Annotated in this window: 22 protein-coding genes and 1 pseudogene; 9 read left to right on the top strand and 14 right to left on the bottom strand. The window is 53.7% G+C overall.

Annotation, left to right across the window (positions count from 1 at the left end; genetic code table 11):
- Nucleotides 1-132: 132 nt before the first annotated feature.
- Both BS29_RS01395 and aat read left to right on the top strand, forming a co-directional pair.
- Complete coding sequence (locus BS29_RS01395) at nt 133-1,056, top strand: hydrogen peroxide-inducible genes activator (RefSeq protein WP_229955295.1); 924 nt, start codon at nt 133-135, stop codon at nt 1,054-1,056.
- Nucleotides 1,056-1,925, top strand: a complete 870-nt coding sequence (gene aat, locus BS29_RS01390; RefSeq protein WP_229955293.1) for a leucyl/phenylalanyl-tRNA--protein transferase — start codon at nt 1,056-1,058, stop codon at nt 1,923-1,925. The genes BS29_RS01395 and aat overlap by 1 nt, the downstream gene beginning before the upstream one ends.
- A 35-nt stretch (nt 1,926-1,960) precedes the next feature.
- Here aat and BS29_RS01385 read toward each other — a convergent pair.
- From BS29_RS01385 to BS29_RS01365, 5 genes and pseudogenes are all read right to left on the bottom strand, one after another.
- Nucleotides 1,961-2,212: pseudogene (locus BS29_RS01385) on the bottom strand (DUF2155 domain-containing protein); the annotation flags it as partial.
- A 203-nt stretch (nt 2,213-2,415) separates the two neighbouring features.
- Nucleotides 2,416-2,817, bottom strand: coding sequence for an NADH:ubiquinone oxidoreductase subunit NDUFA12 (locus BS29_RS01380; protein WP_229955291.1), 402 nt, complete (start codon nt 2,815-2,817; stop codon nt 2,416-2,418).
- Nucleotides 2,818-2,896: 79 nt separating this feature from the next.
- Nucleotides 2,897-3,412, bottom strand: a complete 516-nt coding sequence (locus BS29_RS01375; protein WP_229955289.1) for a DUF192 domain-containing protein — start codon at nt 3,410-3,412, stop codon at nt 2,897-2,899.
- Nucleotides 3,413-3,445: 33 nt separating this feature from the next.
- A complete protein-coding gene (locus tag BS29_RS01370; protein WP_229955287.1) occupies nt 3,446-4,069 on the bottom strand; it encodes a cold shock domain-containing protein in 624 nt (207 codons plus the stop codon).
- Between the two features lie 136 nt (nt 4,070-4,205).
- Nucleotides 4,206-4,742: a regulatory protein RecX gene (locus tag BS29_RS01365; protein WP_229955285.1), complete on the bottom strand. Its 537-nt coding sequence runs from the start codon at nt 4,740-4,742 to the stop codon at nt 4,206-4,208.
- 172 nt (nt 4,743-4,914) lie between these two features.
- On the opposite strand from BS29_RS01365, the gene BS29_RS01360 reads away from it, so the two are divergent.
- Nucleotides 4,915-6,645, top strand: a complete 1,731-nt coding sequence (locus BS29_RS01360; RefSeq protein ID WP_229955283.1) for a fatty acyl-AMP ligase — start codon at nt 4,915-4,917, stop codon at nt 6,643-6,645.
- 96 nt (nt 6,646-6,741) lie between these two features.
- Complete coding sequence (locus BS29_RS01355) at nt 6,742-9,114, top strand: putative bifunctional diguanylate cyclase/phosphodiesterase (protein ID WP_229955281.1); 2,373 nt, start codon at nt 6,742-6,744, stop codon at nt 9,112-9,114.
- Between the two features lie 15 nt (nt 9,115-9,129).
- On the opposite strand, the gene BS29_RS01350 is transcribed toward BS29_RS01355, so the two are convergent.
- Nucleotides 9,130-9,861 (bottom strand): ParA family protein, encoded by a 732-nt coding sequence (locus BS29_RS01350; RefSeq protein WP_229955279.1) that lies wholly within the window; start codon nt 9,859-9,861, stop codon nt 9,130-9,132.
- Nucleotides 9,862-9,910: 49 nt separating this feature from the next.
- A complete protein-coding gene (gene arsC, locus BS29_RS01345; protein ID WP_229956912.1) occupies nt 9,911-10,261 on the bottom strand; it encodes an arsenate reductase (glutaredoxin) in 351 nt (116 codons plus the stop codon).
- 167 nt (nt 10,262-10,428) lie between these two features.
- Between arsC and BS29_RS01340 the strand changes: the two genes are divergently transcribed.
- On the top strand, nt 10,429-12,663 hold the full coding sequence (locus BS29_RS01340; protein WP_229955277.1) for a TonB-dependent receptor: 2,235 nt from the start codon (nt 10,429-10,431) through the stop codon (nt 12,661-12,663).
- A gap of 297 nt (nt 12,664-12,960) precedes the next feature.
- Here BS29_RS01340 and BS29_RS01335 read toward each other — a convergent pair whose 3' ends face one another.
- From BS29_RS01335 to BS29_RS01325, 3 genes are read right to left on the bottom strand one after another with little or no spacing between them, the layout of a single operon-like run.
- Complete coding sequence (locus tag BS29_RS01335; RefSeq protein WP_229955274.1) at nt 12,961-13,500, bottom strand: (2Fe-2S)-binding protein; 540 nt, start codon at nt 13,498-13,500, stop codon at nt 12,961-12,963.
- Between the two features lie 6 nt (nt 13,501-13,506).
- Nucleotides 13,507-13,830: a hypothetical protein gene (locus BS29_RS01330; protein WP_229955272.1), complete on the bottom strand. Its 324-nt coding sequence runs from the start codon at nt 13,828-13,830 to the stop codon at nt 13,507-13,509.
- A complete protein-coding gene (locus tag BS29_RS01325; RefSeq protein ID WP_229955269.1) occupies nt 13,830-14,606 on the bottom strand; it encodes a class II aldolase/adducin family protein in 777 nt (258 codons plus the stop codon). Before BS29_RS01325 ends, BS29_RS01330 begins: the two co-directional genes overlap by 1 nt.
- A 294-nt stretch (nt 14,607-14,900) precedes the next feature.
- On the opposite strand from BS29_RS01325, the gene rpsU reads away from it, so the two are divergent.
- Together rpsU and BS29_RS01315 are read left to right on the top strand one after the other, a co-directional pair.
- Nucleotides 14,901-15,107, top strand: coding sequence for a 30S ribosomal protein S21 (gene rpsU / locus BS29_RS01320; protein WP_074204042.1), 207 nt, complete (start codon nt 14,901-14,903; stop codon nt 15,105-15,107).
- A gap of 44 nt (nt 15,108-15,151) precedes the next feature.
- A complete protein-coding gene (locus BS29_RS01315; protein ID WP_229955267.1) occupies nt 15,152-15,739 on the top strand; it encodes an FKBP-type peptidyl-prolyl cis-trans isomerase in 588 nt (195 codons plus the stop codon).
- A gap of 38 nt (nt 15,740-15,777) precedes the next feature.
- Here the strand turns inward: BS29_RS01315 and galK are convergent, their stop codons facing one another.
- Genes galK through BS29_RS01300 form a run of 3 tightly spaced genes read right to left on the bottom strand, consistent with a single transcriptional unit; the run spans nt 15,778 to nt 19,452 of the window.
- Complete coding sequence (gene galK, locus BS29_RS01310) at nt 15,778-16,962, bottom strand: galactokinase (RefSeq protein WP_229955265.1); 1,185 nt, start codon at nt 16,960-16,962, stop codon at nt 15,778-15,780.
- A complete protein-coding gene (locus BS29_RS01305) occupies nt 16,959-17,984 on the bottom strand; it encodes a UDP-glucose--hexose-1-phosphate uridylyltransferase (protein WP_229955262.1) in 1,026 nt (341 codons plus the stop codon). Before BS29_RS01305 ends, galK begins: the two co-directional genes overlap by 4 nt.
- A 4-nt stretch (nt 17,985-17,988) precedes the next feature.
- A complete protein-coding gene (locus BS29_RS01300; protein WP_229955261.1) occupies nt 17,989-19,452 on the bottom strand; it encodes a sodium:solute symporter family transporter in 1,464 nt (487 codons plus the stop codon).
- A gap of 131 nt (nt 19,453-19,583) precedes the next feature.
- Between BS29_RS01300 and BS29_RS01295 the strand changes: the two genes are divergently transcribed.
- Nucleotides 19,584-21,704 carry an alpha-galactosidase gene (locus tag BS29_RS01295; RefSeq protein WP_229955259.1) on the top strand — a complete coding sequence of 707 codons (2,121 nt, stop codon included), beginning with the start codon at nt 19,584-19,586 and terminating at the stop codon, nt 21,702-21,704.
- Nucleotides 21,701-23,638: a beta-galactosidase gene (locus BS29_RS01290; protein ID WP_229955257.1), complete on the top strand. Its 1,938-nt coding sequence runs from the start codon at nt 21,701-21,703 to the stop codon at nt 23,636-23,638. Before BS29_RS01295 ends, BS29_RS01290 begins: the two co-directional genes overlap by 4 nt.
- On the opposite strand, the gene BS29_RS01285 is transcribed toward BS29_RS01290, so the two are convergent.
- Nucleotides 23,635-25,725 (bottom strand): RelA/SpoT family protein, encoded by a 2,091-nt coding sequence (locus tag BS29_RS01285; protein WP_229955255.1) that lies wholly within the window; start codon nt 25,723-25,725, stop codon nt 23,635-23,637. The genes BS29_RS01290 and BS29_RS01285 overlap by 4 nt on opposite strands.
- Nucleotides 25,726-25,817 lie beyond the last annotated feature (92 nt).

Genomic DNA, 25,817 nt, shown 5'->3' with positions numbered 1-25,817 from the left:
AGCGGCCTCATCTCTGTTTCTTTCGTCTTTCGTTCTGTTGATCTTGATATTGCAGAAAGTTGATGATACTTCCAATCGAATGAAAATTGAATAATCAATAGATATTGTCTATAACTAGAAAAGGTATCCCCTATGCCGACTTTACGCCAATTTCAGTATCTTGTTGCGGTCGCAGATCACCGCCATTTTGGGCGAGCGGCGCAAGCCGCTGGCGCCTCCCAACCCACATTGAGTCACCAGCTGCGCGCGCTAGAATCCCGGCTGGGGGTAACGCTGGTTGAACGACGGACTCATGGTGCAGAATTGTCGCCAATCGGCCGTGAGATTGCCGAGCGGGCCCGTCGCGTGCTGGTCCAGGTGAAAGATATTCGCGATCTGGCCGAGCGCGCGAGCGAAAGCCTCGCAGGCACTTTACGTTTCGGTGTTTCCCCAACGCTTGGGCCTTATCTTATGCCGCCAGTCATTGCCGCGCTGCACCGCGCCCAACCCGATCTTCGTTTCTACATGCGAGAGGGCATTCCGGATTTGCAGGCAATGGAACTGGTAAAGGGCGCGATTGACATGTTGCTCGGCCCGCTACCCATAGAAGGAGAAAATCTTGCGATAGAACCTCTGTTTCGCGAACCATTGATTCTGGTGGCCCCTCCCGATCATCCCTTGGCTACCCAGAAAAAAGTCTCCAAGGCTGATCTCTACAATGCACCGGTTCTAAGTCTTGATCGCCGCCATCACTTGCACAGGGATGTAGTTGAACAATGCCGTAAGCATGGCATGCACCTGTTGCAGGATTATGAAGGAACCAGTCTTGATAGTGTGCGGCAGATGGTTGCTTCTGGCTTAGGCCTGGCTATTTTGCCGGCGCTATATGTACGCTCGGAACTGGCCCATGGCGGTGACGTAGCCCAGCTTCAGATTGATGACTGGGCGGCCTCCCGCAGCATCGGGATCGCTTGGCGCAGCGGTGCGGGTTTTGCTGATGAATATATGGCAGTTGCAGAGAAGATAGCCAATGAGGCGAAAATATTGCTGAGCACTCCAATTCATCCGGAGCATTAATGGCGATCGAAATCGAACTGCTGCTAAAGGCTTATGCATCCGGTATCTTCCCGATGGCCGATGCAAGGGACGATCCCGAGACATTTTGGGTGGAACCGAAAACCAGAGCGATTTTGCCACTGGATGGCTTCCGCATGTCGCGATCGCTGCGCAAGACAATCCGATCTGGTCGTTTCGAAGTCACAGCAGACGCCGCCTTTGCAGATGTGATAGCGATCTGCGCCGAGTCCGCGAGCGATCGGCGCGAGACATGGATAAATGCCGATATCGAGCAGGCTTTCTGCCAACTCCATCGGCTTGGTCACGCCCATAGCGTGGAATGCTGGTCGGTCAACGAAAGCGGAGAGCGACAGCTTGTTGGCGGGCTTTATGGTCTTGTCATCGGTGGCGCCTTTTGCGGCGAGAGCATGTTTTCCCGTGCCCGCGATGCGTCAAAGGTCGCCTTAGCCTGGCTTGTAGCAAGGCTGATAGTAGGACGTTTCACATTGCTTGATTGTCAGTTTATGACAGATCACTTGGCCTCGCTTGGTGCCATAGAAATCAGTCAGGAAGAATATCTGGAACGGCTCCGCGCAGCTCAGGATTTTCACTCTTCCGCATTCTCGGCGATTAATTCACCGATAAGATCAGCAGGCTCCTCAGCCGGAGCTGCCGGTACGGGAGGGACCGCCGCCGGGGCTGATTCCGGTACAGGCTCTACTGCGGGTTCATCCGCGCGTGTAACTGCCCCATCATTTGAAGCGCTGGACGTGCTGCTGGCGACGTTTGAAGAGGGCGAAGAACGGGGCGCTGTCGGATTTGAACTATCTGACGGCGGTGCCTCTTCACCTGCAAAGCTCATTGCGCAGCTCTTGACCCAGACATCATAAATCGGATGCTCAACCACGTTCAGCGATGGCGATTCGCGAAATAGCCAGCCGGAAAAAACGGTCTTCCACTGATCCTCACCCTGGCGCGTGGCCGGACGATCATTGACCAGCAGTTGAACAAATGCACCTTGCTCAGGGGTCAATTCCCAAGGCGCAGTCCGTTCACAAGCACGCAGACGGACGACGGCGCGGCCGACACGGATTGACTGACCGGGCTTCAGCTCCAAGTCTCGCGTCAGGCCATTGCGCTTATTTAGAAAACCCAAAGTTGCCACGCGCTCAGCCATTGGTGTGCCAATTTGCTCGGTCAATGGTTGCACCAGCTCATCATCGTCGGTGGCCGTGACCTCAGCCTTTTCTGCTGGCTGGCCGCTATTATCCTGATCCAAATCGTCGCTGCCAAATAGTCCGCAGCCGGACAGTAACAGCGCGCTCGCCAATATTGGAAACAACCGATTTTGGCTTATTTCAGGAAAATGCTGCATCGCCATCATTCGGCTTCGGCTGGGTTCCACGGTTCATAGTCACCGGTTGCGCTGGCCCGTCTGCCACCCGCTTCGAGTGCGCCGGCAGGACGATAAGCCTCAGCCGTACCGGTCAAATTGCCTGTAGGCTCCTTTTCCCAGATGCGAGGCTGGGGCAAATGGCTTTCTGGAACTTCATCATAGCTTTTGTGCAACCAACCATGCCATTCCGGTGGTACACGGCTAGCGTCATTGGAACCGGAATAGATAACCCAACGCTTGTCGCCCTCCTTACCGATATTTTTGGTCTGGTAATAGACATTGCCAAAAACATCCTGGCCAACGGACTTTCCTTTACGCGCGCTAAACCATAGGGTGCCGATGGTTGCACCGTCCCACCACGTGAAAATTTTGCCTAATATTCCCATGCAGTCCGCTTAGCCCCACCGGCGGGTGGTCCGCAATTAAAAAATGCTCAGAAAAATCGGCACAGCTAATGGTGCGGCTCTATTGCTGCCAATCTACTTTGTCGCCAGCCGAAATCCCCAGCTCGTCGGCGCGCCCACCAGCAATTTCTAGAACAGCAGTGACTGGTTCACCGGATTGTACCGGTTCAAGGGAATAAGGCGTCGTATTTGCGGCAATTGATTCGATGGTACCATCGCTACGAATGAAGATGATATCGAGCGGAATAACTGTATTTTTCATCCAAAAGCTGGCCATGCGCTCTCGGTCAAAAGGAAATATCATACCGCGATCGGGTTTCAGGTCGGTGCGGAACATCAACCCGCGGGCCTGCTCTTGCGGTGTTTTGGCCAGTTCGACCGTAAATATATGCGCTGTACTGCCAGATCTTACGGTTAGCGATATTTCCTTGAGGCCAGCTTCTGATAGCTTGTTTTCACCGGTTTGGCTTTGAGGCGTCTTGCCATCGCCGCTTCCCGCCTGCGCATGGCAAGCGATCAACATCAAACAGGATAAGAGCGCGACAGGCGATAAGGCACGATGAAAAAATCTGGTCACAGACGCCTGCTCTTCATGGTTTTGATATCTGCTCTATTTGGATGCGATCGCGGTGCTTATCTGAACCGCCATATGGCCGCGATCACCTTTATCGATGCGTGCCATAACCTGTTGCCCCGGCATGATCTCAGCTATTCCGGCGTTACGCAGCGTTTCCATATGTATGAAAATATCTCCGTCCATACTGTCAGCCACCAAAAAGCCATAACCTTTTGCCCGATTAAACCATTTGACCTCAGCTTGGACAAAAGCATCCATATCCTCAACGGCATGAAATGTTTTACGCCTTGCTTCCGGAGCAGGCTCGCGGATCAATTGCTCGCAATTGGTTTCATCGATATCCAGTATCTTTGTCGCTTGAAGGCCTTTCGCAGCGTCAACATATTCACAGCGCACAACCGCCATTTCCGGTAAATCCCGACGACCCAGTGGTTCCAATACAGTCCAGTGCACCAATATATCCTGGCCATGGTCAAGGTCGCCACTCGGATGCTGTTCAAGGTCAGGAACGATAAAACCGAACCCTCGATGAGAATCGAACCATTTCACATGGCCGGTGGTCTGTAATACCGGTTGAGTCTTTCTGTCTTCAACTTCCACTACGTCACTGGCAGGACCATCATCCGTCCTGGCGGGCTCTGCATATAAACTTGCCACAATGCATCTCCGAACACTTTATCCGAATCAAGGGTCCTACAACCAAAAAGAATCGGGGAATTTTCATATAGCATAATAAATGTAAACTTGCGATTCTTGTTGTGATCAGAATATTTTAACTGGAAAGACTGCTGTTCTAAATCTCTATTTCAATCTCTTCTCCGGGCTTGGCAAAAACAAAACGAGAGGCAATGTCAAAGTCATGTCCGGCCCTTAAAAATGCTTGTAACTGTTTGCGACATTTATCCTGATCACATGGCTGCTGCGCAAAAGGACCTATGGATTTCTTGCGGGCGTAGGTACGTGCCGCTTCCCATTTCTTGGTATCACTTAATTCCATAGCCTGCCTGTCATCGCCTTCTGCGATCCCAGCCTGATAAAGAGCTTGAGATACGCGCCTTTTTCCATATCCCCGGTTGATCAAAGCTGCCGCCCGGTTTTTGGCGAACAGCGCATCGTCAACATAGCCAAGCTCTGCAAAGCGATCGACCATGGCTTCAACATCCACAGGCTGATCCTCTTCAGACCACCCCCGCTCACGTAATTTACGGAAAAGATAGGATTTTAATTTGTGACGGGTTGTCGCGTAACGACCAACATAACGCAAGGCCAGTTCTTGCAAGCTATTTTGGTTCAACGGCTTACCGCTATTTTTCAACGCTTCATCTCTCATTCAAAACCACTGCCCTTTTTGTGCCACAGTAGAGCCGAAATTTAAACGCCAGTTGCAATCATTAGGGCTTGTTTAGGGTTAAAACAGTCGGATCAATCTCAAAATTCGGCTGAATATCTGGGAAAAATGACGATTTGTAAGAAGGCTGGACCTTCTGGAAAATGGATTTTGTATGACTGAGCTGACACCAACTCCAACTGCCGACAATCTCCCACGCCGTTTCGCCGATTTTGAAACAGTCGGTGAGGCGCTGGATTATGCGGCAAAGGGACAGCGGGGATTTAATTTTCATGACGCGCGTGCCTCACTGGTGCGCGTATATCCTTTCAAGGAATTACAGGCTGATGCAATGGACGCAGCACGCCGTCTAATTGGCTTTGGCGTAAAGCCTGGTGACCGCATTGCACTGATAGCTGATACGGAACCGCAATTTTGCGCATTGTTTTTTGGCGCAATTTACGCTGGCGCGTGGCCCGTGCCGCTCCCGCTTCCAACCTCTTTTGGTGGGAAAGACAGCTATATTGATCAAATCGGTGTCCAGCTCGACAGCTGTGATCCAGCAATCTTGCTTTACCCCGATGAGATTGAGGAGCTGGCCGCTGCAGCGGGGCAGTCGCGCGACATTCCAGTTTCCGGCTGGGACAAATTTGCTGAGAATGAAGTGCCAGATTGCGAGCTACCGAAAGCGAAAAGCAGCGATATTGCTTATTTGCAATATTCGAGCGGATCCACCCGTTTTCCACATGGCGTGGCTGTCTCGCACAAGGCATTGCTCCACAATGTCGGATCGCACTCTTATGGCATGAATGTCGGCGAAGATGATCGCTGTGTGTCTTGGCTACCTTTTTATCATGATATGGGCTTGGTTGGTTGCTTCATCTCAATGGTCTGCAATCAGGTATCGACAGATTATCTGAAAACAGCTGATTTTGCGCGCCGCCCTTTATCATGGCTCGATCTTATTTCCCGCAATCCAGGCACCTCATGCAGCTTCTCACCAACATTTGGTTACGAGATTTGCGCGCGCCGGATCGGCAGCCAGTCTAATGTTGCGGAACGTTTCGACCTGTCACGCTGGCGTCTCGCTGGCAATGGTGCGGATATGATCCGACCAGATGTAATGCAACGCTTCACGGATGCCTTTGCGCCGGCCAAGTTTGATGCAAAGGCTTTTCTGCCGAGCTATGGTCTCGCCGAGGCCACATTGGCAGTAACCATTATGCCGCCGGGTGAAGGCATGGAAGTCGAGTTGGTCGAAGAAACCGAACTCGCTGGTGAAAAGCAGGCCGATGGTAGCAGGCCCAAACGATACCGAGCCATTGTCAATTGCGGAAAACCCGTACGTGATACATTATTGGAAATTCGCGAAGAGAATGGCAGCATCCTGCCTGAAAAGGCCGTTGGCAAAGTTTGGATGCAAAGCCCCTCTGTTATGGAGTGCTATTATCGGGATCAGGAAGCCACCGATGCCTGCCTGGTCGATGGCTGGCTTGATACCGGTGACATGGGCTATTTGTCCGATGGCTATTTATATATTGTCGGCCGTGCGAAAGACATGATCATCATCAATGGCAAAAACCACTGGCCCCAAGATATTGAATGGGCCGTGGAGCAGCTACCCGGCTTCAAAGCCGGCGATATTGCGGCTTTTGCAATCACCACACCAGGCGGCGATGAAACACCTGCCGTATTGGTTCAATGCCGAACGTCAGATGAAGTTGAAAGGTTGCGCTTGCGTGACGAAATTCGCGAAAAGGTTCGCGCAATTACGGGCATGAACTGCGTAATCGAATTGGTGCCGCCTCGCACATTGCCACGCACAAGCTCAGGCAAACTAAGCAGAGCCAAGGCGCGCAACCTCTATCTCTCTGGAGACATTCAGCCTTATGATGTAGCGGCGTAAAATCAGGAACTAAAAGCGTTAATATCGATTAACTATTTTTCGAAAAAATAGCCGCGCGCTTACTTTTCGATAAGAATTTCCGCGTATGGGACGGGCGTGGAAGAAAAACTGTCATCATCTTCGGGTTTACCGCAAGAAATACCTCTAAGCGTATTGCTTGGGATCTCAGATCCTGAAGGCATCGATTGGGGGCGTATCCGCGTGCTCCAATTTGAAGGTATGCATCAAAACGGCTTTATCAAAATGATAGGGTCGATTACTTGCGGTCTATTGGCCATTCAATTTTGTATCGGCCAGGTAAACTGGTTGCTGCTCGGCGCATGGACCATCGCTTTGTTTGGCCTGTATGTTTACAGTTATGTCAAAGCGCGCAAAGATGCGGTTTGGGAGCGCAAGAGTATTTCTCGCCGCGAGAATATCAATGTCATTCTGACGTCCTCAGCCGGCGGATTTCTATGGTCAACAGCCATGATTTTGTTTGGGCCGACCGGCGATTTGAGCACAATGGTTGGGATATGGGCCCTGGTATTATGCCTGATGGTTGGGTCGGCAATGCTAATGTCCGCCGTTCCTCTTGCGAGCATCGTCTTCATCGGTATGTGCGGTATGTCCTCAGCTATTGGCTGGTATTTGATCAATGGATATCAGATGGCGATGGCATCGGCGGCCATTGCGATGTTGCTAATCGCATCCTGCCTTATGAACGGACGGTCTTTCGTAAATCGGAAAATCGCTGAAGCCAATCTCAACGAGAAGAAAGAGGTCGTTAGCCTCTTGTTGCGGGAATTTGAAGATACCGGAGCCGATTGGCTGTGGCAAACAGACACATCACGTCGGTTAACCCATGTTTCTCCGCGCTTTGCCCATGCCGTGGGCCGAACCGCAGAAGACATCGAAGGCCGTCCCTTCCTGCAATTGGTTGCCGGTCAAGCTTGGGATTCTGGCAAATTTCCTCCCGCTCTTCACGAGCTGGCAGAAAAGCTGAAAAGGCGCGACAGCTTTAGCAACATGCTGGTTCCTGTCATGATCAATGACGTGACGCGCTGGTGGGAGATTTCTGCGTCGCCAAAGCTCGATGAAAATGGAGTTTTTCACGGGTTTCGCGGCGTCGGTTCGGACGTAACCGAACAACGTGAGTCAGCTGACAAAATTTCCCATATGGCGCGCTTCGATACGCTTACGGGTCTTCCCAACCGACTTCAGTTGACCGAAGCACTTGGCAAAGCACAGCAGGATTCCGACAAATGGAATGGCCGCTGCGGTTTCATGATGATTGACCTCGACCGTTTCAAAGCCGTTAATGATACGCTGGGGCATCCTGTTGGTGACCGTTTGCTGGCCCGTGTATCTGAACGACTGCGCTCGATTATGACGGATAACGAGCTTTGCGGTCGTCTTGGAGGTGATGAGTTCGCCATCGTCATCAAGGATGCCAGCGATTCTCAATATATGGATATGTTGGGCAAGAAGATTATTGATACGCTATCGCGCCCCTATGAAGTTGACCAGCATACGCTTTATATCGGAGCCAGTGTCGGCACCGCCATTGGTCCGCGCGACGGTAGGACGGTAGAGATGCTAATGCGCAGCGCTGATCTCGCACTTTATCGGTCGAAGGATCAAGGCGGTGGCGCCCATAATCAATATGAGCCCAAGCTGCACGTTCATGCGGAAGAACGCCGTGTGATGGAAATTGCCCTTCGCAAGGCACTCGACAATGATGAATTCTCACTCAACTATCAACCAGTTGTGAGCGCGGATACCGGCGGCGTGATGGGTTTTGAAGCTCTGCTGCGCTGGACGAACCCAGAATTTGGAATTGTATCACCAGCGAAATTCGTACCTTTGGCTGAAGATGCGAGGCTTATTGTACCAATTGGCGAATGGGTCATGAGGACGGCCTGTAAAGAAGCCATGAAATGGCCAGCAACAATCAAAATTGCCGTCAATGTTTCAGCCGATCAGCTTACCGATCCCAATTTCCTGGATATGGTTGTGTCCGCGCTTCAGGACAGCGGACTACCGGCCCAGCGCTTGGAGATAGAGGTAACAGAAAGCATCTTCATGCGTGAAGGAACCGGCGCGACCCAGGTGCTTGATCAGATTATTGCGCTGGGTATCAACCTTTCTCTTGACGATTTTGGTACAGGGTACAGCTCTCTCGGCTATCTGCGCAAAACGCGCTTTTCAACGATCAAGGTTGATCGCAGCTTTGTGCAGGGTGCAGCCAAGAACGTGCCAGAAAGCCTGGCAATTATTCGCGCTGTTGTCGCTATGGCAGATAGCTTGGGCATGAACACAACAGCCGAAGGCGCAGAGACTGAAGAAGAAGTCAAAATGATCCAGAAGCTCGGCTGCAGCAAAATCCAGGGCTATTATTTTGGTCGTCCCATGGCCCCTCATGATGCGATGGATCTGTTCAAGGACTTTAATCCGGATGCAGCTCAGCTAGGCGATCGCGCTGCCTAGGTAAAGCAATGCTATCTAGCGTTTCGAAAGCTTCTTCTCGATGCCCCGCCAAATTTTTGCATAAGCCACAGCGGCGGGACTGCGTGGGGCTAGCTCGCTCAGTGGTTTCTTCAACCGAGTCATGCGTTCAACATCGCTAGACATGGGAATGGTTGGCCATTTCGGTTTTTTGGCGAGCGTTTCCTTGTGAATCGTCCGGCGGCGATCGACCATCGTATAAACCGGCAACAACGGCGCATGTTTGCGCCGCCGGGAATCGAGGAAAGTCTGTACATCGGTTAACGCTCGTTCTGACAATGGCGACGGAATGACTGGTACAATCACCAAATCGGCATTGCGTAAAATCTGTTCGCTGGTCTCCGTCAATCCTGGCGGACAATCGAGAATGATCCGATCATAGTCTTTTTTGAGCTCTCGCAAGATTTTGCCCATATATTTTTTCTTGTTCAGATCGAAAAAGAACCGATCCAGCCCGCGCAAAGACACATCTGCTGCCAGAAGATCAACATTCTCAATTGTGGTCGGCTTGATGAGCTTGGCTGGCTTGATATCACCTGCAATCATCGCACGTGCGCGGTCTTTCTTGTGTCTGTCGCCATTTAAAATGAAAGACGCAGCACCCTGGGGATCGAGATCCCAGACGAGGGTCCGCCGCGATGATTGGATGGCGCTATTCCAAGCAAGGCTAACCGCGGTACAGCTTTTACCAACGCCGCCCTTCATACTGTAAATTGCGATTGTGGCCATATCTGTGATCCGGAAAGTGAACGAGCTTAATCGCCAAATCCTAGAATCGTCAGATAATCTCCTGTACCCGTTCTTGCGGCCGACATAGGCGGACGCCTTTGTCAGTCTCTACCAGCGGACGCTCGATCAGGATCGGCTCACTCGCCATGGCATCCAAAATCTGGTCAGCCGTGGCACTATCATCTGTTAATCCCATCTCTTCAGCGGGCGAACCGCGCGTTCTTAAGCCTTCCCGTGGGCTGATACCAGCATCACGATAGAGCTGTTCCAGCTTGGCACGGCTGGGCGGATTTTTAAGATATTCGACAACAGTAACTTCAACGTTCGACGCTTCTTCGAGCAGAGCCAGAGTCTTGCGAGAGGTACCGCATTTGGGATTGTGCCAGATTGTCGCTTTCATTTCTTTCTCCATAAAAATCACTGTTGCCAGAAAACACCACCAATTTCCAACTGCAAGGAAAATCTCAAAAAACCAAATTTATCATTGCTTGTGAGAATCATTATCACTACGACGCTCAACGATATTGAGAATGAATCTCAAGAATCATTATCCAGGGAAAGTTTTGAATGTTGAAGAACACAATGATTTCAACCTTTTTGGCCACAACCATGATGGTACCGGCTGTTGCCCAAGCAGAAGATGTGGAATCAGGAGGTAGCGGTGATGACATTATTGTCTTGGGTGATGTCCTTTATTCGAACCAGATAAATGCTGTTAAAACACCAACACCCATTATTGACGTTCCCCAAAGCCTGTCGATTGTGACCGCTGACGAGATAAAACAGCGCGGCTTTACCAGCATTGGCCAGATAATCGACTATACACCTGGCGTGAACAATACGCAGGGCGAGGGCCATCGTGACGCTGTTGTCTTTCGCGGTGTCCGGTCAACGGCAGATTTCTATATCGATGGTATCCGTGACGATGTTCAATATTATCGCAGCCTCTACAACCTCGAGCAGGTTGAAATCCTGCGCGGTCCGAACGCACTTCTATTTGGTCGTGGCGGCACTGGCGGCATTTTGAATCGCGTGACCAAGAAAGGTACGATCGGCGAGACCTTTGGTGGCGGTCAAGTTGCGATCGACACTTTTGGCGAATTCAGCATCCAGGGTGACATCAACGTTGCTGCCGGTGACAATGTGGGGGTTCGTATTAATGCGATGTATGAGAGCCTGAACAATCACCGCGATTTTTATGATGGTGATCGCATCGGCTTCAATCCAACCGTGCGGTTACAGATCAGCCCGGACACGACGCTGGACCTGTCGTATGAATATGCCGACCATGAGCGGTTCATTGACCGGGGCATTCCAACCGGCACGGACGGTCGACCGGTTTCAGCCCTTCGAAACGTCGTTTTCGGTGATCCCGAGCTGAACTTTACCGAGCTGGAAGCGCATCTGCTCCGCGCCAATCTGCAGCATGCATTTTCAGACAATTTCAAAGCTAATTTCAGTGCCTTTTATGGCGACTATGATAAAGTTTACTCGAACTTCTACGCTTCGGGCTATGATCAGGCGAACTCGCCTAACGTTGTGACCCTTGATGGCTATGTTGATACCACAGAGCGCGAAAACCTGATCTTATCGGGCAATCTGGTCGGAGAGTTTGAAACAGGCAGCCTCAGCCACACGTTGATCTTTGGTGGCGAGTATATCAATACGTCATCCAATCAGAATCGCTTCAATTCATTCTGGTCGGCCCAGGCCGCTGACCGGGCTGCTGAAATTCAAGCACTTATCGACACCGGACTGACACCCGAAGAGGCGGAGGCCGCTGCACAGACACGCACCGACCAAACAGATTTCCTGATTGCTCGCCCGCTCAATCTGCGTGGCGGCGTGGGTGTCCGTGCTGATGGCACGCCAAACGTCAATAGCTTCGGTGATTTCACCGTAGCCAATGCCGGTATCGCAAGCCCAAATATCCTCAATGATGACACACGCGTGGATATTGATGTCTTTTCGCTTTATATTCAGGACGAAATCAAGGTGACCGACTGGCTGAATGTTGTGCTCGGCGGCCGTTTTGACAGCTTCGATATCACCGTAAACAACGTCCCTGGAGCCAATATCCGAACCCGCAAGGACGAGGAATTTTCGCCCCGTGCAGGCCTGATCATCAAGCCAAGGGAGAACGTCTCTTTCTACGCCAGTTACAGCGAGAGCTTTCTACCACGCAGCGGCGAACAATTTGCTAATATCAACGGTGACAATAATGCTCTTGATCCCAACACCTTCAAGAACCTGGAAGCAGGGCTCAAATGGGACTTTGAACAGGGCCTGAGCTTCACCGCTGCCGTCTTCGAGATTGAGCAAAGCTCGCCGCAACCGAATGATAATGACCCATCAACGTTGGATATTATCGACTCGAAAATTCGCGGTTTTGAACTGCAACTTCGAGGGCAGGTCACCGATAACTGGTTCGTTTCCGCTGGCTACAGTTATCTTGACGGCGAACAGGTTGATCGCAATGGGCCAACCGGCTTGCGTCTGCGTGAACTTCCGGAAAACATGTTCTCTATCTGGAACTCCATCCAGATATCGGATCGCATAGGCTTCGGGCTTGGGCTGACGCATCAGGATGAGAGCTTTATCAACAACGGGAACACCGCTGTTCTGCCAGCTTACACTCGTATTGATGCGGCAGCGCATTTCGACGTCACAGATAATTTGCGCCTGCAAGTTAATATCGAGAATCTGACGGATACTGTCTATTTCCCAAACTCCCACAGTACCCATCAGGCAACGGTAGGTGCGCCATTGAACGCGCGTTTCTCGATCACCGGACGTTTCTGATCTGACGGTATTTTGGATGGGGGCTCGATGTGCAGTCGGAACTCCCATCCGAAACCAAACACAGACAAGCCTCTATCCGGTCGTCTAATTACAACATTCAGCGCTCGCGCACTTACTTTTCGAATTGCTGAATTTACTAATCGTTCGTGATTGACTACGAACCTTGAAGCATGCTGGGTCTGTCGATTACCCCACCCCAAACCCCATCGATAGGCTCAGCGTGTACTAATTTAAATTTGGGACCAGAAGCAGGCCCTGGCGCATCGAATGCAGCTGCGCCTGCTCCCCATTAGACCGCTATTCTTTTGGTGTTAGCGCTGGCACTGCTTTTGCTGCGTCCGCAGGATCAATACCAGGCGGTGGCGCACTGCTGAGCACATCCTCGCCGCGTGCTACCCGCGCAGCCCGCTGGATGGCCTCACGAATGCGCGGATAGGTGCCACAACGGCAGATATTGGTTATCGCTTCGTCAATCTCGTCATCCGAAGGATTGACATTTTTCTTCAGCAATACTGAAGCGGCCATGATCATGCCAGACTGACAGAAACCACATTGCGGCACGTTTTCCGCTGCCCATCCCTGTTGTACCGGATGGCTGCGATCACGTGACAGTGCTTCGATCGTGGTGATGAACCGGCCTTCAAGTTCGCCAATTGTAACCAGACAACTGCGTATTGCCTCGCCATCGACTTCCACCATACAGGCCCCGCAATCACCCGTACCGCAACCATATTTCGTACCCGTGAGATTGGACGCATCTCGCAGCGCCCAAAGCAACGGCGTATTGGCGTCCATCCGATATTCGACGGGCCGGTCATTGACGGTGAATTTGGTCATATACCGTCATTCATAGCGAAATTTTTCCCGCGGTCCATGATCACAGTTGTCGAAGCATGGAAGTCTATTTTGCTTTAGAAGCATCCGGATGACTCTAAAAAACTGGATGTCACCGAGGTTAAAGTAACCACCCCCTTTTGGGAACCGAAAAACCTGTTCACCGCAAACTGGACATTTTTCAAGATAAACAGCGATACCCAACCCGAACACAGCAAACAGTGGCAAGAGACCAATATTGCCGCGCAGAGACGTGAACACGATCACCCATGCCCCCATAAAATAGACCAACAGACGGATTTTTAACCAGAATAAATCTGGCTGCTCGTTCACTATTCCCGCCAACTTTTATCTTCCCGGTCAATCAGCCGCACCATCGCGTCAAATTCTGGTACACCTTGAATGGCGGGATCAATCGATGCCTGTGACAGATTGGCCAAATGTTTCTTGATCACTTCTTCGCCAATCACCACCGGCTTGCCCATGGACAATGTCTGCATCTGGATTTCACAAGCACGTTGCAGGACCCAGTGGTTTAAAAACGCCTCTTCCAACGTTTTGCCCATTACGACCGGGCCATGGTTTTCGAGAAGCATCATGCGCTTCTTACCAAGACTAGCAAGAAAGCGTGGGCCTTCATCCTCATGTACAGTCACACCCTCAAATTTATGATAAGCTAGGCGCGGAACAATGGCGGCGGCATAGAAATTCAGCGGCTGCAAACCACCTTCCAAAGATGCGACAGCCATGGTTGCGGTGGTATGGGTATGGATGATCGCATGCACATCCGGCAGTTCGCGGTGGAACAAGCTATGCTGGGTGAATCCCGCTTTGTTGACCGGGAAAGTCGATCCATCGAGCGTATTACCGTCTATATCGATTTTGACCAGCGTCGAAGCCGAAACTTCGCTGAAATGCAACCCATAGGGATTGATTAGAAATGCCCCATTATCATCAGCGCCCTCGTCGGGAACTTTCAGGGTGACGTGATTGAAAATCAATTCATCCCAACCGAGATAAGCAAATATTCGATAGCAGGCCGCCAGCCGCTGTCGCGCTTGCCATTCGTCTTCGCTACAACTGGACTGAACATTGATTGCGGTTGCCATTTTCCGTCTCCTGATTCGCTTGTACTGCACTTTCGGGTCAGCATGACACAGGCCGGGAGTATAATCAAAACGCTTTCATGGCGGAAATCCGGCGTACAAATGAAGTGCAACTGGGGCAAAAATGCCACATTATAGAGTCGGAAATGCTTGAAATCGGGAGATTAGCCTGTTAGGCGCGCTCCAACTGCAGCTGAACGAATCATCTGCAAACCCTTTTTTATGGCTTAAATAATTTTCGGCCGGCGATGAATTGACCCGGTCCAGATACGATATTGAACGGAGTTACTCAGTCTTATGCAAATCATGGTTCGCGACAATAATGTTGATCAGGCCCTTCGGGCGCTCAAAAAGAAATTGCAGCGTGAAGGCGTCTATCGCGAAATGAAACTGCGCCGCCATTATGAGAAGCCTTCCGAAAAGCGTGCACGCGAAAAAGCTGCTGCTGTACGTCGTGCGCGCAAAATGGAGCGCAAGCGGATGGAACGCGACGGCACCATCTAAGAGCCGCGCAACGCTCTTGACTTTCACATAACAGGTAGTCCGATATGTCCGTAACCACTGTACCCATCCGGCCGATCAAAAAAGGTTCGCTGCCAAAAATGTGGATCGGACTGGCACTGGTTTTGATTATCGCTGCTGCTCTGGCTTATGCTGGCACACAAGACGCGGTGGAAACCGGCGCTACCAATGAACAGTTTCTTGCAAATAATGGCGACGAAGATGGCGTCGTAACCACAGATTCGGGCCTGCAATATAAAATATTGAAGCCCGGTGAAGGCCCTTCACCTACAGCAACCGATACGGCTCTGGTGAAATATCGGGGCACCACCCGCGACGGCAATGTATTTGATGAGAACGAGCAGACGCCAATGCCGGTAGGCGGCGTCGTACCTGGATTTTCAGAAGCCCTGCAATTAATGCAACGCGGCGGTGAATACCGGATCTGGATCCCTTCTGAGCTTGGCTATGGCGAGCAGTCACCGGGCCCTGAATTGCCAGCCAATTCGATTTTGATCTTCGACGTCACATTGCTCGACTTTATCTCGGCAGAACAAATGCAGGCACTGCAACAACAGATGCAGCAACAAGGCGGCATTCCTGGCGGTCCACCACCCGGCATACCGGGTCAGTAACATTTTAGCGGCCGTCGCTTTCGCGACGAAAATGCGGCTTAGTGAGCTGCACCGTCGGATAGGACCGAAACACCACTTGATGGCGCGCACAAGATAAACCGCGCCTGACCACCATCAGGTGTTTGATAGTGTTCGTTTACCCAGACTTCCAATGCTGCCACTTGAGATTTCGGCGCTATCGCAACGACACAACCGCCAAAACCGCCGCCCGTCATCCGAATACCGCCAGTCTCACCCAATAGTTCTGCGCCTATTTCGACCAGACGATCGATGGATGGCACGGTAATCTCGAAATCGTCGCGCATAGAAGCGTGCGACTCCGTCATAAGTTTGGCGAGCATTGCCAGATCGCCGGCTTTCAGGGCTTCTGCCGCCGCTAATGTGCGCGTATTTTCTGTGACGACATGGCGTGCCCGGCGATAGCTGAGGTCATCCAGTCCCGATTTTTCGACTTCGAGTTGCGCGATGGTTACATCGCGTAGCGCAGCAACACCATAATGCGCGGCAGCGGCTTCGCATTGCACTCGCCTTTCATTATAGGCGCTATCAACCAATCCCCGCTGAACGCCCGAATGAATGACCATTATGGCCAGATCCTCGGCGATCGGAACTGCCTTTGTGGTCAGGGATCGGCAATCAATCTGCAACGCTGCCCCTCTTTCCGCGCGCGCAGACACCAGCTGATCCATGATTCCGCAAGCACAGCCGACATAGTGATTCTCGCTATGTTGAGCAGTCAGTGCCAGTTCCGTCTCATTCAGCGCGCCCACCTGGTTCAGTTCAGTGAATGCTTTAGCCAAAGCGACACCAAGCGAAGCGGAGGAAGAAAGACCTGCGCCCTGAGGTACATTGCCGGCAACGGCGATATTTGCGCCATTGAGCGTTACTCCTTTGTCGGTCAGGCTAGCGGCAATACCGCGGACGTGGTTTTTCCATTCTTCTGCCTGTTTTGCAAAAACTGCATGCAGATCAAAGCTGTCACGATCGCTGTCAAAGTCGCAGGCGATCACATCGACCTGACTTCCGCTGCCTGGTCCTATCGCGACCATCGTTTCATAGTCGATTGCACAAGGCAAAACGAAACCGTCATTATAGTCGGTATGTTCGCCGATCAGGTTCACGCGGCCTGGTGCCGCCACTAGCAATGCCGGTTCTGTGCCGTAGTCGTCGATAAAGGCCTGCGTCACCCGTTCCTGCAAAAGCGCACGGCGTTCCGCGATCATCGGTTCTGCTCGCTGAAACGGGTATCACTCATGGATCGCAGCATGTCTGCCGCTTTTTCGGGGGTGAGGTCGCGCTGAGCTTCGGCTAGCATTTCATAGCCGACCATGAACTTGCGGATGGTGGCAGAGCGCAGAAGCGGCGGGTAGAAATGCGCGTGGAGCTGCCAATGCGCCGCGTCATCCTCACCAAAGGGCGCGCCGTGCCAGCCCATGGAATAAGGAAAGCTGCACTGGAAGAGATTGTCATAACGTGCGGTGAGCGCTCGCAAGGCCACGGCCAGATCGTCCCGCTGTTCCGCGTTCAGGTCCGGCATGCGCTGTACGGGAAAGCGGGGAAGCAGCAGCGTCTCAAACGGCCATTCCGCCCAATAGGGTACGATCGCCAGCCAGTGATCGGTTTGCACCACCACTCGCTCGCCAAGTTCTGCTTCGCGCTTTGCCAGGTCGAGCAGCATGGGTGTTCCGAAGTTCACGAAATGGCCGCGCATGCTGTCATTTTCGCGGCGCAGTTCGTCGGGCACGTGGCTCGCGGCCCACACTTGCCCGTGGGGATGGGGGTTGGAACAGCCCATCATTGCGCCCTTATTCTCGAAAATCTGAACCGATGCGTAAGTTTGCCCCAGCCTTTCCGAAAGCTCACACCATGTGTCCACAACTGCCCTGATCTGTTCCCGGGACAGTTGCGGCATGGACTTGCCGTGATCAGGCGAGAAACAGATGACATGACATTCGCCAGACGTGGTCTCGGCGCGGAACAGTGGATCATCGGATTGCTCCACCGGCACATCTTCCATCAAGGCGGCAAAGTCATTCTTGAACACAAACACACCGTCATAATCGGGATTATGCTCGCCGGTAATCCGCCCATTGCCCGGACACAGATAGCATTCGGGATCATAGGACGGTGGCTGTTCTTCCGTTTCCCCCTCGTCGCCCTGCCACGGACGCGACAGCCGCTGTGGTGACACCAATATCCACTCGTCTTTCAACGGATTGTAACGGCGATGCGGCGTGTCAAACATGGCCCTAGGTCAGCGCTCCTTTAAATCCGGCAAACCGCGCCTTGTTACCCATAGCAAGATTGGTCAGCAACGCCGCGATAACCGAAGTCACCAATGTCACCACCATGAAGTCGATATAATGCATGGTGATGATACCAGCCGGTTCCAGCCGGAACGTATAGGCTCCGTAAAGCAGCACGCCCCAGATCACGCCGCCAACCGCAGCGGGCGCGCAGACACCGCGAAACAACAAGCCAGCGATAAAGGCCGACAATATCGGCATCGATAAGAGGCCGTTTAATTGCTGCAGCAGGTTGATGATACTTTCCGCATTTTGATAGAGCGGCACCAACATGATCGCGACAATCGTCAAGAGGACCGAAACCGCTGCCGCCAGTTTCCAGTGATCCTTGACTTCGCCAATAAATTGCTCGTGAAAATCAACCGAGTAGAGCGCGACGGAACTGTTAAGTACCGCACTAAAGGTGGTGATCACAGCGGCCGCGACCATCGCGGCAAACGCGCCCGACAACCATCCTGGCAGCACTTCGGCCACCAACCGGCCATAGGCGGCATCGCCGATGTCACCAAACAGCTTATAAGCCACGACGCCCGGAATCACGACGATCGGCGGCACGATCAATATGCGGATGATCGCCGCAGCCATCACGCCTTTTTGCGCTTCCTTGACGGTGGGCGCCGCCATCGCCCGCTGGGTGATATTCTGGTTGGTCGACCAGTAGAATATCTGAATGAAGATCATGCCGGTAAACAGCGTGTGAAACGGGATGGGTGAATCCGGTCCGCCAATCATCGACAGCCGCTCCATGGGGACGTCGGTGACAAGATCATAGTCCACTGCTGCCAGCGCCAATATGACGATCGCCATGGCCAGTCCCAATATGCCAACGCCGGAATAGGTGTCCATCACCGCCACCGCACGCAGCCCGCCGAAAATCGTGTAGGCCGCTGAGATAACAGCCAATATTCCGGCAAAGTAGATCAGCGGTATGTTGCTGCCAAACAGCGATTGCATGAACAGGGCCCCGGAATAAAGCGCGGCGGGCAGATAGATCAGGATATTGCCGAACAGGAATAGTCCGGAAATCAACGTCCGGATGCTTTTGCCCTTGTAGCGTTTTTCGAGCAGCTCCGTCACCGTCGTGCAATTATTCTTATAGTAGATCGGTACAAAGACGAAGGCGAGGATCAGCAAGCCCGCAAAGCCGCAAATCTCCCACCAGGCCAGCAATAGCATCTGATTGCCGTTCATCCCGACCAGCTGATCGGTCGACAGGTTGGTGAGCGTGATCGAGCCTGCGACAAACAGCCATGTCAGACCGCCACCCGCCAGAAACACGTCCTTGCTCGACCCATCGTGGGTTTTCGCCTGCCGGACTTTTGCCCAGGTCGCAAAACCAATAAGCGCGGTGATGGCGACACAGACAATGATCTGTACGCCGCTGGTTGTCGGTAAATTGGCTAACATGCGATCCCCTTTGCCCCTTTGTTCTGTTTTCCCCGGGGTGGCTTTAGTTAGGACCAGTCTACTCAAAAGCCAAGCCGAATTGCGTCGGAAACCGTTTGACTTTGCGCCAGAATTCATCGCCTAATCCGCCGATGGTTGAGAGGGGAACAAGCTGGCGGCTGGATGGCGATGCCATTACATTGGTGTTTGTCGCCGCCGGGCGCGATGAAATAGATCTGGCTTATCTGGGGCCCCGACTGCCCGAAGGTGAAGACCTAACGGCGCTGGTGCACGCAGGACGTTTTGGCAATCATGAGAATGAACCCGATGCGCCGCGTATCGGGGGGCTTTTGCCACAAGCCCATGGCGGTTATCGCGGCCGGCCGGCCTTTGATATCCGGTCTGGTGGCCAGAGCATTGATTGCGATTTTCAACTTGCGAACGTCCAAGCAGGCGGCCCGAATATGAAGGCCACATGGGTTGAAAAACAAACCGGCTTGCAGGTTGATATGAGCTGGGAAATTGTCGGTGCCCGCGCCGTAGAAGTGACCACGGAACTCCTAACCGACGATGATCATGGCACCATCACTTTAGAATCCGCGGCATCGCTCTCTTTGCCGCTGCCCCGCCAATTTACCCATATGACCGCCTATCACGGGCGCTGGGCGCGGGAGATGCAGGCGAAGACCACCCGCATCGGTCCTCAAGCCATCGAGATGCGCTCTGCCAATGGCAAGCCCGGCTTTGATGCGGGCAATTGGCTGATCTTTCATGGCGATGATGGCCAAAAAGATGGCGGAGAATGTCTCGGCATTCATGCATCCTCCTGTGGCGATCATCTGGCCCATGTGGTGCAGGATCAGGATGGCCGCGCCTGCCTGTCCATCGAGGCCCTGCGGCAACCAGGCGGAATTGCTCTGAACGCCGGCGATACCACCAACCTTGGTCAAGTGACCCTGATCCTTGGCGACAATCGAGATCATCTCACCCGGCTGTTTCACTATCATGTCCGGACGCATATCCTACCGCAAAGATCGGATTGGGGATCGCGCAAGGTGCATCTCAACAGCTGGGAAGCGCTGGCGTTCGATCTCGACGAAGCCAAGCTGAAGACGCTGGCTAGCGCGGCGGCCGATCTCGGGATTGAGCGTTTCGTGCTGGATGACGGCTGGTTCAAAGGACGGCGCGGTGACCATGCCGGTCTGGGCGACTGGCAAGTGGATGAAGCGATTTTTCCAAATGGCCTGACGCCGCTGATCGATCATGTGCACAGGCTCGATATGGATTTCGGCCTTTGGGTCGAACCGGAAATGGTCTCGCCTGATAGCGACCTGTACCGCGCCCATCCCGACTGGTGTCTGCATGATGATCGTGCGGATCGTCCGACGGAGCGCAATCAACTGGTCCTTGATCTGAGCCGCGAGGATGCCTTTTCCTATATCCATGACGCGCTGGCCGCGTTGCTCGACGATCATGATATCGCCTATCTGAAATGGGATCATAACCGGCGGCTGTTCCCCGATAACGGCTTGCAGCAATATGCTATTCAAAAGCTGCTGGGGAAATTGCGTCAAAACTATCCGGCAGTAGAGATTGAAAGCTGTTCCAGCGGCGGCGGGCGCGTAAGCTTTGCGATGCTGCAATATTGTCATCGCATCTGGCCGAGCGACAATAATGACCCGATCGAACGATTGCGGATCATGGAGAGCTGGGCGCGGTTCCTGCCGCTCGAGATCCTTGGCAATCATGTCGGGCCCTCGCCCAATCCGATCACCGGACGGCGCACGAATATGGATTTTCGCGCCAAGGTTGCCCTGTTCGGCCATATGGGCGTCGAGACCAATCCGGCGGCGATGAGTGAGGAAGAAAAGGCGATCTTGCGGGCGCATATCGCGCTCTACAAGCACTGGCGCGACGTGCTGCATCAAGGGGTTTTCCGGCAATTGCATCATGCAGAAACCAGCATCTATGGTCAGATGGTGGTGCACGGCGGACGCGCTCTGGCCGTCGCCGCGCAAACCGGTTTTGCGGAGAATTTCAACGTCTCGCCGATACGCTTGCCCGACCTTGATCCCGACAGGCTGTACCGGGTCACCTTGCCCAAGCCGTGGCCGCAAAAAGCGTCTGCTTATCTTGCGGATCCCGACCTATGGGACAGCGGTCTGACCTTGAGCGGACGGGCATTGGCCGAGCGCGGATTGGCGCTGCCACTCACGCACCCGGAAACGGCGTGGCTGATCGCTATCGAAGCACAAAAGGATGGTGCAAAATGATGAAATTGGGATGCTGCTATTATCCGGAACATTGGCCACAAGGCATCTGGGCCGATGATGCGAAGCGCATGGTGGAAATGGGCCTGTCGCAAGTGCGCATTGGTGAATTTGCCTGGAGCCGCATCGAGCCCAATCCCGGACAATATGAATGGGATTGGCTGGACCGGGCGATCCAGACGCTGGGCGATGCGGGAATGGAAATCATCCTCGGCACGCCCACCGCAACACCGCCCAAATGGCTGGTCGACAGTATGCCGGATATGGTCGCCGTGGATGAGCAGGGCCGCCCGCGCAAATTCGGATCGCGCCGCCATTATTGCTTTTCCCATCAACGCTATCGCGAACAATGCGCGCGAATCGTCGAGGCGATGGCGCAGCGCTATGGCGAGAACCCCGCCATTGTCGCCTGGCAGACCGATAATGAATATGGCTGTCACGATACGATTGTGAGCTATTCCGAGGCCGCGAAAATGGGCTTTCGCCGGTGGCTGGCCGACAAATATGACCATGTCGATGCGCTGAATAGCGCATGGGGCAATGTCTTCTGGAGCATGGAATATCGCAGCTTTGATGAGGTCGATCCGCCCAATCTGACGGTCACCGAGCCCAATCCGGCCCATGTGCTCGACTATCGCCGCTTTGCCTCGGGCGAGGTTGTGACTTTCAACAAGTTGCAGGTGGACATTTTGCGCGCCCATAGTCCGGGGCGGGATATGATCCATAATTATATGGGTTTCTTCACCGAATTTGATCATCATGATGTCGCCCGGGATCTCGATGTCGCCAGTTGGGACAGCTATCCGCTCGGCTTTCTCGAACAATTCTGGTTCAGCGATGAAGAAAAGCTCCGTTATACCCGCCAAGGCCACCCCGATATCGCTGCCTTTCACCACGACCTCTATCGCGGGTGTTGCGCCGGTGGCCGTTGGAGCGTGATGGAACAACAGCCCGGTCCGGTAAACTGGGCGCGCTATAATCCGGCGCCGCTGGATGGCATGGTCCGGCTGTGGACGCTGGAGGCGATGGCCCATGGCGCGGAGCTGGTGTCCTATTTTCGCTGGCGGCAAGCGCCATTTGCGCAGGAACAGATGCACGCGGGCTTGCTGCGTCCCGATAGCGAAGTCGCGCCGGGCGGTGATGAGGCGGCGTTGGCGGCGGCTGATATTCAGCAGCTAGGACAGATTGGTGAGACGGCGAAATCCGTTGCTTTGCTCTTTTCCTATGAAGCGGCGTGGCTGTTCGAGGCCCAGCCGCAAGGGCAAAGTTTCCGATATCTTGAGCTGGTGTTTGAAATGTACAGCGCGCTGCGGCAGCTTGGTTTGAATGTTGATATGGTCTCGCCGGATGCGGCGCTGGATGGTTACAAGATGATCGTGGTGCCGAGCCTGCCGATTTTGAGCCCGTCGCTGGTGGAGCGGATTGCAAAGCGGAACGTCCCGGTGCTGTTTGGGCCGCGAACCGGCAGCAAAACCGCCGATTTTGCGATTCCAGCTGATCTGGCGCCCGGTACGTTGCAGCAGTTGATCCCTATAAAAGTTTCGCGGGTGGAAAGCCTGCGGCCCGGCATGGCCGAAAAAGGGTCGGACTATGATGTCACGCGCTGGATCGAGACGGTGGAAACCGAACTGTCAGCCGATGAAATGGTCAATGATGGCCGCGGGATTATCTTCTCCAGTGGTCCTGTCCGCTATCTCGCCAGCTGGCCGCCTGCGCCGCTCATCAAGCGGGTCTTCGCGGCCATGGCCAAGGAGGCGGATATCGCGACATTGGATCTGCCGCGCGATCTACGGGTCCGGCAGCTTGGCCATGTCCATTTCGCTTTTAACTATGGAAGCGGCGATTGCGACATCACCGATCACTTGCAGGGCGGTGAGCTGATATTGGGCGAAGCGCTGATCAAGCCCGCGGGTGTCGCCGCATGGACGGCTGCCTAAAGCCGTTCGGCCTGCGCAATCGCTTCCGATGCCCGGAGCGCCGATAATATCCGCATCAGGTGGTGGACATTATGCACCTCCAGATCGACCTCGAACGTGTGGAACGGTGCATCGCGGTTGGTCATCCTGAGGCGCAGGATGTTGGCATTGTGAAAGCCGAAAATCCCGGCCATCTCGGCAAGCGTCCCTGGCTTGTTGTGCAGCACAACCATCAGCCGCGCCGCCGCGCCATCGGTTTCCATACCCCAGCTGAGATCGACCCAATCGGCATCAACCCCATCAGCCAGTTTCAGGCAATCAATCGCATGCACCTCGACATTCTCGCCGCTGCGGCGCAGGCCGACAATACGGTCGCCGGGCACCGGGTGGCAGCATTCGGCCAGGTCAAAGGCAACACCGGGCGTTAGCCCCTTGATCGAAATCGCCCGATCCTGCTCCGGCCATTCGCGGTCATCATCATTGTCGTTAACACTGCCCGGCATCAGCGCTTCCATGACCTCACGATCGCTCAGCTCGCGCGTGCCGATGGCGATCATCAGTTCATCCTCATCCACCATATCAAGCCGCTTGAGCGCCGCTTTCATCGCTTTCTTGCCGATCTTGCCGGGCAAGCGCTCGACAATCTCGTCGTAAAGCTTGGTGCCGATCTCAACAATCTCGTCGCGTTCCTTATGCCGCACAAACCGGCGGATCGCCGCGCGCGCCTTGCCGGTGATGACAAAGGACAGCCAGCCCGGCTGAGGCTCCTGCCCATCGGATTTCAGGATTTCAACGACATCACCATTGGTCAGCTGTGTCCGCAGCGGCACATGCCGGCCATTGACCTTGGCCCCGACCGCCTGATTGCCGAGATCGGTGTGCACCGCATAGGCAAAATCCACCGTCGTTGAACCGCGCGGCATTTGCAGCAACGCGCCCTTGGGCGTGAACGAAAATATCCGGTCCTGATACATGGCGAGCTTGGTATTTTCGAGCAGCTCTTCGGCATCCTCGGCATGGTCGAGAATCTCGATGAGATCACGGATCCAGCCCGCCTGCCCATCCGGCCCGCCGCCTTGCTTATAAGCCCAGTGCGCCGCTAGCCCATATTCATTATCGCGGTGCATGCGCTCCGAACGGATCTGGATTTCCACACGCATGTTATTGCCGTGCATGATCGTCGTGTGCAGCGATTGATAGCCATTGCGCTTCGGCGTCGAGATATAGTCCTTGAACCGGCCCGGCACCGTTTTCCATTTCTGGTGCAAGATACCCAGCGCCCGATAGCATTCCGCACTATTGTCGGTAATCACCCGGAAAGCCATGATGTCGGTCAGCTGCTCAAAACTGACATGGCGCTCCTGCATCTTGCGCCATATCGAATAGGGATGTTTTTCCCGCCCGTTGACCTGGGCCGCCAACCCGCCAGCAGCGAGCGCCTTTTCCAGCGATCGGGCAATTTTGTGGACCTGCCCGTCATCGCCTTCCTTGATCGCATTGAGCCGGCCTGTGATGGTTTCATAGGCTTCCGGTTCCAGATGACTAAAGGCCAGCAGCTGCATCTCGCGCATATATTCATACATGCCGATCCGCTCGGCCAGCGGCGCATAGATATCCATCGTTTCATGGGCAATACGCCGGCGCTTTTCCTCGCTCTTGATGAAATGCAGCGTGCGCATATTGTGCAGCCGGTCGGCCAGCTTAACGAGCAGCACCCGGATATCATCCGACATGGCGAGCAGGAATTTGCGCAAATTTTCCGCCGCGCGTTCATTGTCGGTCTGCGCCTCAATCTTGGATAATTTGGTCACACCATCAACCAGCCGCGCGATGTCGGCACCGAACAGTTTTTCAATCTCATCGGTGGTGGTCAGCGTATCCTCGACCGTATCGTGGAGCAGGGCGGTGACGATTGTCTGCTGGTCAAGCTTGAGGTCGGTCATCAATCCGGCCACCTCAATCGGATGGCTGAAATAGGGATCGCCGCTGGCGCGTTTCTGGCTGCCATGTTTCTGCACGGAGAACACATAGGCTCGGTTGATCAGATCCTCATCCGCCTCCGGGTCATAGCTGCGCACCCGCTCTACAAGTTCATATTGCCGTAACACAGTTGCAAACTGTCTGGCTTTCACCGCAGGAGCAACAAAAAAATAGCGTTGAAGACAATGCCTTCGAGGGCGAAAGGCAATGCTTCAACGCT

It is taken from the genome of Parasphingorhabdus litoris DSM 22379 (assembly GCF_020906275.1).
Taxonomy (GTDB): Bacteria; Pseudomonadota; Alphaproteobacteria; order Sphingomonadales; family Sphingomonadaceae; genus Parasphingorhabdus; species Parasphingorhabdus litoris.
Note: the sequence above shows the minus strand (reverse complement) of the source record. Positions and strands in the feature narration are given on the sequence as shown.